The 13,525-nt window shown below is 31.8% G+C and carries 11 protein-coding genes, 1 pseudogene and 1 riboswitch; of the genes and pseudogenes, 7 read left to right on the top strand and 5 right to left on the bottom strand.

The features are described from left to right. Positions 1-38: 38 nt before the first annotated feature. The 3 genes from FDN13_RS10140 (at position 39) to groL (ending at position 3,811) form a co-directional block, all read left to right on the top strand. Positions 39-1,655, top strand: a complete 1,617-nt coding sequence (locus tag FDN13_RS10140; RefSeq protein ID WP_138980111.1) for a hypothetical protein — start codon at positions 39-41, stop codon at positions 1,653-1,655. A gap of 218 nt (positions 1,656-1,873) precedes the next feature. Next, a complete protein-coding gene (gene groES / locus FDN13_RS10145) occupies positions 1,874-2,158 on the top strand; it encodes a co-chaperone GroES (RefSeq protein WP_138980112.1) in 285 nt (94 codons plus the stop codon). Between the two features lie 27 nt (positions 2,159-2,185). Continuing rightward, the gene (groL, locus tag FDN13_RS10150) at positions 2,186-3,811 is read left to right on the top strand and encodes a chaperonin GroEL (protein ID WP_138980114.1); all 1,626 of its coding nucleotides are present in this window, start codon (positions 2,186-2,188) and stop codon (positions 3,809-3,811) included. Between the two features lie 217 nt (positions 3,812-4,028). On the opposite strand, the gene FDN13_RS10155 is transcribed toward groL, so the two are convergent. Beyond that, positions 4,029-4,685, bottom strand: coding sequence for an SdpI family protein (locus tag FDN13_RS10155; protein WP_168190136.1), 657 nt, complete (start codon positions 4,683-4,685; stop codon positions 4,029-4,031). Beyond that, complete coding sequence (locus FDN13_RS10160) at positions 4,660-4,968, bottom strand: autorepressor SdpR family transcription factor (RefSeq protein WP_305781720.1); 309 nt, start codon at positions 4,966-4,968, stop codon at positions 4,660-4,662. Before FDN13_RS10160 ends, FDN13_RS10155 begins: the two co-directional genes overlap by 26 nt. Before the next feature lie 209 nt (positions 4,969-5,177). Here FDN13_RS10160 and larC point away from each other — a divergent pair, with 209 nt between their 5' ends. From larC to guaA, 3 genes are all read left to right on the top strand, one after another. After that, positions 5,178-6,365 (top strand): nickel pincer cofactor biosynthesis protein LarC, encoded by a 1,188-nt coding sequence (gene larC / locus FDN13_RS10165; RefSeq protein ID WP_138980120.1) that lies wholly within the window; start codon positions 5,178-5,180, stop codon positions 6,363-6,365. A 75-nt stretch (positions 6,366-6,440) separates the two neighbouring features. After that, a riboswitch (purine riboswitch) is annotated at positions 6,441-6,539 on the top strand. A gap of 63 nt (positions 6,540-6,602) precedes the next feature. Continuing rightward, positions 6,603-8,057 (top strand): IMP dehydrogenase, encoded by a 1,455-nt coding sequence (gene guaB, locus FDN13_RS10170; protein WP_138980122.1) that lies wholly within the window; start codon positions 6,603-6,605, stop codon positions 8,055-8,057. A 52-nt stretch (positions 8,058-8,109) separates the two neighbouring features. Next, a complete protein-coding gene (guaA, locus tag FDN13_RS10175; protein ID WP_138980123.1) occupies positions 8,110-9,642 on the top strand; it encodes a glutamine-hydrolyzing GMP synthase in 1,533 nt (510 codons plus the stop codon). A gap of 373 nt (positions 9,643-10,015) precedes the next feature. Here guaA and FDN13_RS10180 read toward each other — a convergent pair. Further along, positions 10,016-11,055, bottom strand: a pseudogene (locus tag FDN13_RS10180) (IS6 family transposase). A gap of 121 nt (positions 11,056-11,176) precedes the next feature. On the opposite strand from FDN13_RS10180, the gene FDN13_RS10185 reads away from it, so the two are divergent. Further along, positions 11,177-12,597, top strand: a protein-coding gene (locus FDN13_RS10185; protein ID WP_138980125.1) for an IS1182 family transposase whose coding sequence is annotated in 2 segments (ribosomal slippage) — positions 11,177-11,843 and positions 11,843-12,597 — 1,422 coding nt in all. Because the reading frame shifts where the segments join, the coding sequence is not laid out codon by codon here. 293 nt (positions 12,598-12,890) lie between these two features. Here FDN13_RS10185 and FDN13_RS10190 read toward each other — a convergent pair. Together FDN13_RS10190 and FDN13_RS10195 are read right to left on the bottom strand one after the other, a co-directional pair. Next, on the bottom strand, positions 12,891-13,220 hold the full coding sequence (locus tag FDN13_RS10190; RefSeq protein WP_168190137.1) for a transposase: 330 nt from the start codon (positions 13,218-13,220) through the stop codon (positions 12,891-12,893). Further along, a complete protein-coding gene (locus FDN13_RS10195) occupies positions 13,196-13,525 on the bottom strand; it encodes a transposase (protein WP_138980128.1) in 330 nt (109 codons plus the stop codon). The genes FDN13_RS10190 and FDN13_RS10195 overlap by 25 nt, the downstream gene beginning before the upstream one ends.

Below are 13,525 nucleotides of genomic sequence, written 5' to 3' on the forward strand. Positions count from 1 at the left end.
AGATTATAATTAAAGAAAGAATTATTAAGGAGGCTCCCATGGCACCTATTCTTAAATATAAGAAAGTTAAATTAAATAATTCTATTGTACCCCAGGTTTTTATTAAAAAGGATGATGGAATAATTTATTTTGATAGAATAAACCCTGATGAGGCAAGGTTTTGCATTTTAGATGATAATGGTGAGAAAAACTTTGAAGTTTCAACTGGGCAGGGCATTATAACTTTAAATGGGGATATGTATATTGCAGATATTAAAAATGGTACTATACTAAAAAAGTATTTGCCTTCGGGTGAAGTTGAGAGAAGCATTAAAATAGAAGGAATATTTTATGATTTTAAAATTTCTGCTTATGGTGAACTTATTTGTCTTGGCAATATTGGCAGTGAGACGGTAATTAAGATATATAGCAATAATTTTAATGAAATGTGTACAATATTTGTTAAAGATATTTTCTTTGGAAGCTGTATATTCCTAGAGGAAGATAAAATATATGTTGCAGGATTTGATAAAAATATGAACTTTGAAATAGTAAAAATAAATTATATTGGTAGTATGCTTAATAAATGGCATATTGATTATAAGTATAATAAAAAGATTATTGTTAAGATGGAAAAATATAAAAACTATTTCATTATGCTAACAATAGGTAAAAAAGGAAACATGATGCTTTATGATGCTGATAAAAATATCTTAAGGGAAATATACCCTGATGATTTTGAAATAGAAAATTTTTTGGATTTTAATATTTATGGGGATACTATATCCATTCTTGGAGAAAGATATATATTGGATGTTCAAATAGAAGATATATTAAACTATAATCACAGAAAAAAAATTAAAAAGTTTATCTTTCAAAGCCAAATGTTTTATTATACCTATGCAATGTATTATAGCAATCTTTCAACAGAAATACTTTTCTTATGTAAATATACAGTACCGTTTGTTTTTGTTTTTTATATAATATCCTTGATTATTAAATTCCCAATAGATATATTAGCCCTGCTTTATTTTTTACCGATTTTAAACTTTACAATAGCTTCAATAAAAAGCTTTATACTATTTTTAAAAAAGTCCAAAAGGATTGAACAGCTTCTTTATATAAATCAGTTTGAAGGCTTAAAAGATATAAATATATTGCCTTTTTATATGTCCTTAACTGTATTTTGCATAGAGGGATTTATAAACTATCCAAACTTTTATATTCTACCTAATGTATTGATTGCAATTTTATTTTATTTTACTTTCTACTATATAAGTAAATTTGCTATAGAATATATAAAAAATAACAACGACAGCATAGTAATAGAGCTTTTAAAAAGTGATGATCTAATTTTTAAAGAATACATTAATAACATAGTAAGATGTCTTAAGGAAAAGAAAAGTGAAAAGATTTTAATAGAGATTATAGCTGATGAGGATATAAATTCAATAATACCTTTAAAATGGCAAAGAAGCAGGAAAAGTATAATAAGAGGTTTTAAATTTGATGTGAATTCAAATTGTTTAAAGACATTATTAGATTTTTCAAAACGCGATATAAAATATTCAAGAATTGGTATACTAACTGATTATATAAGCTATATGAAAAATGAAATAAATATTAAAAAGATTAAAATGGATATTGTGGATAAAGATTCTCAATTTGATTTTTAATATATTATTGTGAAAAATAAAGTAAAAAAGAGAAAACTGATGATATAATCATTTATTTAAGATTATTCGTATTTTTTAGCTTGTTTAGTTATTTATAACAATTTGATAATAAAGTACCATTTATTTAATATAATAATTGTGATTAGCACTCATTTAAAGTGAGTGCTAACAAAATGGGATTATAATTATAAATAATATATACACAAGGAGGGTTTAGAATGAAATTAAGACCATTAGGCGACAGAGTAGTTATTAAAAAGGTTGAAGCTGAAGAAACAACAAAAAGCGGAATAGTTCTTCCAGGAACAGCAAAGGAAAAGCCACAGATGGCTGAAGTTATTGCAGTAGGACCAGGCGGTGTAGTTGACGGAAAAGAAGTTAAAATGGAAGTTAAGGTTGGAGATAAAGTTATATTCTCCAAGTATTCAGGAAATGATGTTAAGATTGACGGAGAAGAGTTTACAATCTTAAGACAAGATGATATCTTAGCAATTGTTGAATAAATTTTATGTTAGAAAGGAGAGATTGTCATGGCAAAAGAAATAAGATTTAGTGAAGATGCAAGACGCTCAATGCAAAAAGGTGTTGATAAGCTTGCTGATACAGTTAAAATAACACTTGGACCAAAGGGAAGAAACGTTGTTCTTGATAAGAAATTTGGTGCTCCATTAATAACTAACGATGGAGTTTCAATAGCAAGGGAAATAGAACTTGCTGATCCTTATGAAAATATGGGAGCTCAGCTTGTTAAAGAAGTTGCAACAAAGACTAACGATGTTGCTGGAGATGGAACTACAACTGCAACACTTCTTGCACAGGCCATTATTAGAGAAGGTTTAAAGAACGTTACAGCTGGTGCTAACCCAATGCTTATAAGAACTGGTATAAAGAAGGCTGTTGATGTTGCTGTTGAAGAAATTAAAAAGATTTCAAAGCAAGTAAACGGCAAGGAAGATATAGCAAGGGTTGCTGCAATATCAGCTGCTGATGAAGAAATAGGCCAGCTTATAGCTGATGCTATGGAAAAGGTAGGCAACGAAGGCGTTATAACTGTTGAAGAATCAAAGACAATGGGAACTGAGCTTGATGTTGTTGAAGGTATGCAGTTTGATAGAGGCTATATAAGCCCATACATGGTAACTGATACTGAAAAGATGGAAGCAGTTTTAGATGATCCATATATTCTTATTACTGATAAGAAGATATCAAGCATTCAGGACATACTTCCTGTATTAGAGCAGATTGTTCAACAGGGAAAGAAGCTTTTAATAATAGCTGAAGACGTTGAAGGTGAAGCACTTGCTACACTTGTTGTTAACAAGTTAAGAGGAACATTTACTTGCGTTGCAGTAAAAGCTCCTGGATTTGGTGACAGAAGAAAAGAAATGCTTCAGGATATAGCTATATTAACTGGTGGTATGGTAATTTCTGAAGAGCTTGGCCGTGACCTTAAGGAAGCAGATATATCAATGCTTGGCCGTGCTGAAAGAGTTAAAGTTACAAAGGAAAATACTACAATAGTTAACGGACTTGGAAACAAAGCTGACATACATGCAAGAGTTGCTCAAATAAGAGCTCAGATTGAAGAAACTACTTCAGACTTCGATAGAGAAAAGCTTCAGGAAAGACTTGCAAAACTTGCAGGTGGAGTTGCAGTTATTAAAGTTGGTGCTGCTACTGAAACTGAGCTTAAGGAAAGAAAGTTAAGAATAGAAGACGCATTAAACGCTACAAAGGCAGCAGTAGAAGAAGGTATAGTATCCGGTGGTGGAACAGCTTACATCAATGTAATCCCAGCTGTTGCAGAGCTTGCTGAAAAGATAGAAGATGCTGACGTTAAAGTTGGTGTAAACATCGTTAAGAGAGCTCTTGAAGAACCATTAAGACAAATAGCTGAAAACGCAGGTTTTGATGGTGCTGTAGTTGTTGAAAAGGTTAAGGTAAGCGAAAAAGGAATTGGATTTGATGCTTTACATGAAAGATATGTAAATATGATTGAAGTAGGTATAGTTGACCCAACTAAGGTTACAAGATCAGCTCTTCAAAATGCAGCTTCAGTTGCAGCTACATTCCTTACAACAGAAGCTGTTGTTGCAGATATCCCAGAAAAGAAGGATAACATGCCAGCACCTGGTGGAATGCCAGATATGTATTAATAAAAAAGCTCCCGATTGGGAGCTTTTTTATTTAGCTTTTTCAATTAAATTAAAAAATTACATTTAATAAGTAACAGGTCATGACTAATCAATAGCCACAACGACGGAATGAAAAAGTTTGTCACTTGTCAACTGGGTAACACTTTTTTTCTCTTTTCTCCATCTCCGGTGCCAGGCACCAAGGATGGAGAAAACTTTTTCACACTAACCGTCCCTGTTATTTCATAATTTTTTTATATAAATTGTATGAATAAACAATAGGAATTGCTGATATTATTATTGTTATAATTATTATGCCAACAAATGCTATATTGTTGCTGAAAAAGCCTAAAACTGCAATTATAAAGCCTCCAGCAACCCAAAGAGGTGCTGATAATCTGTGCGTTTTTGTCCAAACCGCTTCATTTGCTAAAGTCCAAGGGGTTCTTATTCCAACAAAGTAGTTGTGCTTTATTCTTCCCATTTGATTACCAAGGAGCATAAACATTATTCCAACAGATAAAGTAACTATACTTCCTATATTAATCTTATAACCAAGGGAATAAAATATAGTTATTAATTGAAGTGTTATGAAGAAAAAATGAAAGGTGTATCTTATAATGTTATATGCAGGTTCAAATTTTTCATAGTTTTCCTTTTTAGGATCAAGATTTGGAAGAATTAAAAATAAAAAATAAAAGCCGATGTTCATAAGGTTTAAACTTAAGATTCCAGATAACTTCCCGGAATAGGCATCAACCTCTCCTTTTATGTTCCAATGACGTGGAATTCTATCAGGAAGCTTTGGATAAAGTATTATGCTTATTAATAGTGTTAAAGTCATAAGAGAAATTATAGGCCAATCTTTTTTAAGCTTTTTTATTATTTTCTTCATTCTCATTACCTCCTTCATTATAGTCTATTATCTCAAAAAACCATCTTATAATTTCTTGAAAAACAGTAGTATTCAATGAATAGTGTATGTTTTGCCCTTTTCTTTCATCACTTATAAGACCTGCTTGTTTTAGAATATTTAGATGGTGGGATATGCTGGGCTTTGTTATATTAAAGTGCTCTGCAATTTCTCCAGCTGTAAGGTCTGAATTTTTAAGAAGCATAACTATTTTTCTTCTTGTTGGGTCTGATAGAGCTTTAAAGGGTAGATTCAATATTATCATCTCCTTCCAATATATTTAGATAATTATCTAAATATTTAATAATATTATATCAATATGTTATAATAAATACAATATATGCTAATCAATTTTATTGGTATTGGTAAGGGATTGACTTGTAACTCAACCTTACTTTACAATAATACTTAGTATCTGTCAGAATATAAAATAAATGATTATATGGTAATAAAATAGATAGGAGCAGGAAAGATATGAAGATATTATATTTTGACTGTTTTTCAGGAATAAGTGGAGATATGACAATAGGGGCACTTGTTGATTTAGGAGTACCAAAGGATTATCTTTTGTCAGAGCTTAATAAGCTTTCGATATCTAATGAGTATGAAATAGAGATAAAAAAGGGATCAAAGTGTGGCATTAGCGGTACGGATTTTAAAGTTATTTTAAAGCATCATCACCATCATGATCATCATGACCATGATCACCATGGCAGAAACCTTAAGGATATTGAAAAAATTATAGATGAAAGTACTCTTAATGATAATGTAAAAAGGACTTCAAAGTACATATTCAATATAATAGCAAAGGCTGAAAGTGAGGTTCATGGAAAGGATATAGATGAAGTCCATTTTCACGAGGTTGGAGCAGTAGATTCAATAGTTGATATAGTTGGTACTGCAATATGTATAGATTACATTAAGCCTGATAAAGTACTCTCATCCCCTGTAAATACAGGGAGAGGTTTTGTAGAATGTGAGCATGGGATAATACCAGTTCCAGCACCAGCAACACTAAAGATATTAAAAAATATTCCAATATACAGCGATGAAAGGGAATTTGAGCTTACAACCCCAACTGGTGCTGCTATTTTAAAGGGACTTACCCATGAATTTGTAAAACTTCCTGAACTTAAGGTAATAAAGGAAGGCTATGGGCTTGGAAAGAGGGATACTAAAAAGCCAAATCTTTTAAGGATAATATTAGCAGAAAAGGATATTGAAGATGTGTGTATACTTGAGGCTACAATAGATGATATGAACCCTCAGCTTTATGGGCATTTAATGGATAAACTCTTTGAAGCAGGAGTAAGGGATGTTTATTATACCCCGGTTTATATGAAAAAGAATAGGCCAGGTATAGTAGTTACAATTACAACTCCTGCTTCAATTAAAGATAAAATTCAAGAGATAATGTTTAAAGAAACAACAACAATTGGCATTAGAAAGTACAGCATAGATAGGACTGAACTTTCAAGGGAAATTAAAACTTTAGATACAAAGTATGGAAGTATAAGATTTAAAGTATCAAGCTATAAAGGTGAAATTGTGAATATATCTCCTGAATACGAGGATTTAAAAAGTGTTTCTGAAAAATACAATGTACCTTTAAAAAAGGTTGCTTATGATGTTGCCCAATTCGCAAGTGAAAAGCTAAAGTGATAAATTTTTATCTTTCTATTATTTGTAACCTTGACAGGTATACGTAATAAAGTTTATAATAACGAATAAAAACATAAAAAATAACAAATGCTTACTCATATAATCCTGAAAATATGGTCAGGAGTTTCTACCGGGAGCCGTAAACTTCCGACTATGAGTAAGGCTGCTTTGCATTTTTTGGCTCTGCACCTTACTCTGCAGAGTTTTATTTTTTGAGTGAGCAGATTGGAGGTTGTCATGAAAAAGATACTAAAGACTGCATATACCTTTGATGATGTACTATTAGTTCCACAAAAATCTGACGTTCTTCCAAAGGATGTTGACCTTTCAACATATCTTACAAAGACTATAAAGCTAAATATACCCTTAATGAGTGCTGGTATGGATACCGTTACAGAAGCTAAGATGGCAATAGCTATGGCAAGAGAAGGTGGAATTGGTATCATACACAAGAACATGTCTATTGAGGAGCAGGCAGTTGAAGTTGATAAAGTAAAACGTTCAGAACATGGTGTTATTACTGATCCTTTTCATCTAACTCCTGAGCATACATTAAAAGATGCTGATATGCTTATGGGAAAGTACAGAATTTCAGGAGTTCCAATTGTTGAAGGGACAAAGCTTGTTGGCATTATTACAAACAGGGATATAAGGTTTGAAAAGGATTTTTCAAGGAAGATTAAAGAGGTTATGACAAAGGAAAATCTTATTACTGCTCCAGTTGGAACAAATCTTAAAGAAGCTGAGCAGATTTTAAGAAAGCATAAGGTTGAAAAGCTTCCACTTGTTGATGAAAATTACAACTTAAAGGGTTTAATTACTATAAAGGATATTGAAAAGGCTGTTAGGTTCCCTAATTCTGCAAAGGACAAGAAGGGAAGGCTCCTTGCAGGGGCAGCTGTTGGGGTTACAAAGGACATGATGGAAAGGGTTACTGCACTATATGAGGCTGGAGTAGATGTTGTTGTTGTAGATACTGCCCATGGACATTCTAAAGGGGTACTTGATGCTATTTATACAATAAAATCAAAATACCCGGATCTTCAGGTAATAGGTGGAAATGTTGCAACTGCTAAGGCAACAGCAGATTTAATAAGCTCTGGTGCAGACTGTATTAAAGTTGGAATAGGACCTGGATCAATTTGTACTACAAGGGTTGTTGCAGGAGTTGGAGTTCCACAGTTAACTGCAGTTATGGATTGTGCAGAGGAGGCTTCAAAATACGGGGTTCCAATAATTGCTGATGGAGGAATTAAGTATTCTGGAGATATAGTAAAGGCTCTTGCAGCAGGGGCATCAGCTGTTATGATGGGCTCTATGCTTGCAGGATGTGAAGAAAGCCCTGGAGATGAGGAAATATATCAGGGAAGAAAATTTAAGGTTTATAGAGGAATGGGTTCTATTGCAGCAATGCAAAAAGGTAGCAAGGATAGATACTTCCAAGAAGATAATAAAAAGCTTGTGCCTGAAGGGGTAGAAGGAAGAGTTGCCTATAAAGGTGCTGTTGCAGATACTATTTATCAGTTAATTGGTGGAATAAGGTCTGGAATGGGATACTGTGGTTCAAAGACTATAACTGAACTTTGGGAAAAAGCTGAATTTGTAGTACAAACATCAGCAGGTCTTAGAGAGAGCCACCCACATGATATTCAGATAACAAAGGAAGCTCCAAACTATACTACTGAAGGATAAATAGTTTAATATACATTTATATGCATATAAAAGCAGTAAAATGGAGGTTATTATGAATCAGGAATTGATAATAGTTATTGATTTTGGAGGGCAGTATAATCAGCTTATTGCAAGAAGGGTTAGAGAGTGCAGAGTTTATTGTGAAATAGTTCCCTACAGTACCCCTATAGATAATATAATTTCTAAAAATCCTAAGGGAATAATATTTACTGGAGGTCCTAACAGCGTTTATGATGAAGGAGCCCCAAGAATTGATAAGAGGATATTTGAGCTCAACATACCAATCCTTGGAATATGCTATGGTGCTCAGTTAATTGCCCATACATTAGGAGGACAGGTTTTAGGAACGGATATTAGGGAATATGGAAATACTAAAGTTAAATTTGATGTTAAGTCTCCTATTTTTAAAGACTTGCCAGAGGAAAGTGTATGCTGGATGAGCCATACGGATCAGATTATAAATCTACCTGAGGGATTTACTATTACAGCATTCAGTGAAAATTGTAAAGTTGCAGCTATGGAAAACGATAATTTAAAAATTTATGGTCTTCAATTTCATCCTGAGGTAAAGCACTCTGAATATGGCTTTAATATGATAAAAAACTTCTTATATAACGTATGCAAAGTTAGTGGAAGCTGGAGTATGGCTTCATTTATAGATGAAAAAGTCAAAGAAATTAAAAATATAGTTAAAGATAAAAAGGTTATATGTGCTTTATCAGGAGGGGTTGATTCTTCTGTTGCAGCTGTTCTTGTTCACAAAGCTATTGGAAAGCAGCTTACCTGTATATTTGTTGACCATGGCCTTTTAAGAAAAAATGAGGCACAGGAAGTATATACTACTTTTAAAAATAAGTTTGATATGGATCTTATTATGGTTGATGCTTCTAAGAGATTTTTAGGCAAGCTAAGTGGAGTATCTGACCCTGAAAGTAAGAGAAAGATAATAGGGGAAGAATTTATTAGGGTATTTGAAGAGGAAGCAGGAAAGCTTCAGGGAATAGAATTTTTAGTACAGGGAACAATTTATCCTGATGTTGTTGAAAGTGGCACAGGAACATCAGCTACAATAAAGAGCCATCACAATGTTGGAGGACTTCCAGAGGACCTTAATTTTAAACTTATAGAGCCATTAAGAGAGCTATTTAAGGATGAGGTTAGGGAAGTTGGAAGAAATCTTGGAATTCCTGAGGATATAGTATCACGACAGCCATTTCCAGGTCCTGGTCTTGCAATAAGGGTTTTAGGTGAAGTTACAGAGGAAAAACTTAATTTGGTAAGGGAAACTGACTTTATATTAAGAGATGAGATTAAAAAGGCAGGACTTGATAAGGAAATATGGCAGTACTTTACCGTTCTTCCCGATATAAGAAGTGTCGGAGTTATGGGTGATGAGAGAACCTATTCCCATACTATTGCAATAAGGGCAGTTGAAAGCGTTGATGGAATGACATCAGACTGGTTTAGGATTCCATACAATGTACTTGCAAAAATATCCTCAAGAATAGTAAATGAAGTTAAAGGAGTAAATAGGGTTGTTTACGATATTACAAGCAAACCACCAGCAACTATAGAGTGGGAATAAAAAAGGATCTTTTTTAATAGTTGGGGCGGGTATTTATTTAAATGCCTGCCCCAAGATTGTAGACAAAAACAGCTCTCCTTAGAGGAAGAGCTCAGGCTGTTGACAAACATATTTTGTCAACAGCCTGTGGGGCGTAGCAAAAAGGATTTTTAAAATTTATGTAGAATTATTATATATAGAAATAAGATTGTGTTAAGTAAATATGAAAAAATAGCGTAGCTACACGTATAATTACACAAAATTACACAGTTTTTTATGTAATCTGAATTAATAAAATTTGATAATACTGGATTTATCAAAAAAAGGCATGCCGAAGGCACCTACTTAAAACTTAAAATGTAGGTATGTTATGAATATATGGTTTATTTGAGAATTAAGCAGACAGAAGCCAGTTATTAATATTTTTTTCATCAACTAAAATACCAGCAACTTGTGCAGGAGTTAGATTGTTTAAAGAATAGTGAGGTCTTAAAAAATTATAATGGAAAATAAACATTGCTATTAGAGTGTTTGCACTTTCAAATGATTTAAAACCTCTTTTACGTTTATACCAGTCTTTAAATGTATCATTAAAAGCTTCTAGCAAGTTGTTGGATATATCATCTTTAAATGATTGAACTTTTATGTGTTTTGAAGTGTTAAAAATAGTTTTAGTAGCAAGATTATATGAGCCTAATCTATCGGTCACAATAGCTGATGGACATCCAAACTTACTTGCAGATTTAAACAAGGAAAAAGCTTGAGAAGCATCTCTTGAAGGAGATAAATTAAAACCAAGAACCATTCTGGTTTCTGAATCGATAATTAACCATAGATAATGTTTTTTACCATTAATAAAAACGACAGTTTCGTCGGCATGCCATTCATCAGATGTACTTAAATCAAGATTTTCAGTAAGTCTATTAGCTATACTTAGAAAAATTGGAGCAAATTTTTTGCACCAAGATGCAATAGTTACATGAGAAACTTTGACATTGTAGGTTAGTTTAAAAAATTGAGATATTCTTCTTGTTGAAGAACCATTTAGATAATAGAGGTTAAGTGCAGTAAGAATTAAAAATAATGGAAATCTCATTCTTTTAAAATCTGTTTTCCTTTAATTAATTCACAAGATGCAGAGGGTATATTAATAGGTTTTGCAACATAAATAGAATGACCACATTTTTTAGAGTTGCAAGTATAATGGGAATAGTACTCATAATCATGGCGCAAATAAGTACCACTACCACAAACAGGACAACGAGGGTATCCTCTCAATACACGATTTTTCTTACCTGAACAATCTTCAAGAGTAAACTGACGTTTACAATCTTTACATTGATATTTTTGATTACCTGCTTTGTCTTTCCCAAAGCGATAAAGATTAGAACTATGGCATCTTGGACATGAAATTTTATTCAATGACTTGCACATAATTTCATCTCTCCTTCGGAGGTATTTTGTTTTTGGCTATATATAAGATAACTCAAAGGGGAGATGAAATTCAAATATCATATAACTTAACAAAACTAGAAATAACTTTTGGAGGTATGTTATGATTAATGAAATTAAATCCAAACAACAAAAATTGGAAATGGTTTACATTGAAAATTTAGTTCCACAAGATCATATATTAAGGAAAATTGATAAATATATTGATTTCTCTTTTATTAGGGAAATAACTAAAGACTTATATTGCCATGATAATGGTAGACCAGCTGTGGATCCTGTTGTTCTTTTTAAAATGTTATTTATTGGATATTTATTTGGTATTAGATCAGAGCGGCAGCTCGTTAGAGATATTGAAGTTAATATTGCATATAGATGGTTTTTAGGATTTTCACTTACTGATAAGATTCCTGATCATTCAACTATTAGTCAAAATAGAAGAAGACGTTTTAAAAATACTGATATATGTCAAAAGATTTTTGATAATATTGTTTTACAAGCTATATCTCATGGTTTAGTTGAAGGAAAAATTCTTTATACTGACTCAACACATCTTAAGGCTAACGCCAATAAAAGAAAATTTATTGAAAAAGAAGTTGAAAAATCCGTTAAAGATTATATGTCAGAACTTGACAAAGCAATTGATGAAGATAGGATTGCTCATGGAAAAAAACCTCTAAAAAAAATTAAAAGAACATCAGAAACTAAAACTATAAGAGCAAGTACTACAGATCCTGAAAGTGGTTATATGATAAGAGATGGAAAGCCTGAAGTTTTTTTTACTTAGATCATAGAACTGTAGATAGTAAGCATAATATAATTGTAGATGTTTATGTTACTCCTGGAAATGTAAATGATGTAGACCCTTATTTAAGTAGAATTGATAGAATCATTAACACATTTGATTTTAAAGTGAAATATGTTGGATTAGATGCTGGGTATTTTACAAACTATATTTGTAAAGGTCTTTCAGATAGAAATATATTATATGCGATAGCTACTAAATTAGGTCCTCATGAAAAAGGTAAATATACAAAAAATAAATTTCAGTACATAAGAGAATGGGATGTTTATGCCTGTCCAAATAATTATTTTTTAAAATACAAGACTACTACCCGTCAGGGATATAAAGAATATGTTTGCAATAAAGAAATTTGTTCAAATTGTAGATTAAAAGATAAGTGTTTAACTGGGAAGAGTGAATTTAGAACTATTAGACGTCATGTATGGGAAGAATATAAAGATAAAAATATTGCTTTTTTAAAAACTGATAAAGGTAAAAGAATATACAAAAGAAGAAAGGAAACTATAGAGCGAAGCTTTGCAGATTCGAAAGAATTACATGGGCTTCGCTATTGCCGCTTCCGCGGATTATCTAAAGTAAGCGAACAATGCTTACTTACAGCAGCAGTTCAAAATATGAAAAAGATCGCAAGGGTGCTATCCCTTTTATTTTTTAGAAGTATTAATAAAATATTTATGTTAAAATCAAAAAATCTTTTTAAATATTTTTATGCTGCCGCATAAATAAACCCCTTGATTTTTAAAAACAAGGGGTTTATCAACAATCTGAGCTCTCCTTAGAGGAAGAGCTGTTTTTGTATGCAAAAATAATGGCTCTTTGTCAATAGTTGGGGTGGGTATTTGATTAGAATGTCTGTCTTTTCTTGCTTGAGAGTAATTTTAAAAAGATAGGTTGGATGGGGAAGAGTATCCCCTAAAAAATTGCACGACCAAAAGACCAATGGAAGATAGATACTTAAAATATGGTATTATAATTTTTTTAATTACAGCAATCAAGAATTCTATTTCTAAACCTATCAAAGTTTTTTAAAGCCGAAGGCATTTCTTTTAATAACTTTAATTTTGTTATTAAAACCTTCAGTACAAGCATTTGTATATGGTATATCAAAAGAATTTACTATTTCATTAAAATATCTAATATAAGTATTAGCACATCTTTCAAATTCTTTAAGCCTACTGTTTTGTGCAAGTCTTATCCATTCCTTTAATAAAACATGAGCTTCTTTAGAAGAAGAGGCAGTTTCAGTTATTTTTAAAAGTTTTTCCTTTAATGTGTGAGCAATAGCTAAATCACTATTGTAAGAAAACATAACTTGCAAAGCTAATTTTGAATCTTCATCAAGCAAGTTAGATCTTTTAAGAATAAGTTTTTTGCTTTTTTAAAGTATTTTCTTAATTTAACAGATAGCTCTTTTTGTATATGTTTTCTAACTGCTTCTACAGCCCACATAGCATGCCTAATATAATGAAATTTATCAATAACAATAATGGCATTTTTAAAGTAAGTTTTATCTAAATCAATATAAGGTTGCCACATATCACAAATAAAATATTCAACGCTATCGCGATTTTTAATTTTTTTAAAGTAGTTCGATAGGACGTGAAACTGTCTGTCTTTAATAACATCGATGATTTTTTTGGTTCTTTCCAA

The sequence above is a fragment of the Caloramator sp. E03 genome (assembly GCF_006016075.1).
In the GTDB taxonomy this organism is placed as follows: Bacteria; Bacillota; Clostridia; order Clostridiales; family Caloramatoraceae; genus Caloramator_B.

Coding starts and splice junctions, on each gene's coding strand:
- FDN13_RS10155 (WP_168190136.1), bottom strand. CDS start 4,685: ATGAAGAAAATAATAAAAAAGCTTAAAAAAGATTGGCCTATAATTTCT.
- FDN13_RS10140 (WP_138980111.1), top strand. CDS start 39: ATGGCACCTATTCTTAAATATAAGAAAGTTAAATTAAATAATTCTATT.
- guaA (WP_138980123.1), top strand. CDS start 8,110: ATGAATCAGGAATTGATAATAGTTATTGATTTTGGAGGGCAGTATAAT.
- guaB (WP_138980122.1), top strand. CDS start 6,603: ATGAAAAAGATACTAAAGACTGCATATACCTTTGATGATGTACTATTA.
- groL (WP_138980114.1), top strand. CDS start 2,186: ATGGCAAAAGAAATAAGATTTAGTGAAGATGCAAGACGCTCAATGCAA.
- FDN13_RS10160 (WP_305781720.1), bottom strand. CDS start 4,968: ATGATAATATTGAATCTACCCTTTAAAGCTCTATCAGACCCAACAAGA.
- larC (WP_138980120.1), top strand. CDS start 5,178: ATGAAGATATTATATTTTGACTGTTTTTCAGGAATAAGTGGAGATATG.
- groES (WP_138980112.1), top strand. CDS start 1,874: ATGAAATTAAGACCATTAGGCGACAGAGTAGTTATTAAAAAGGTTGAA.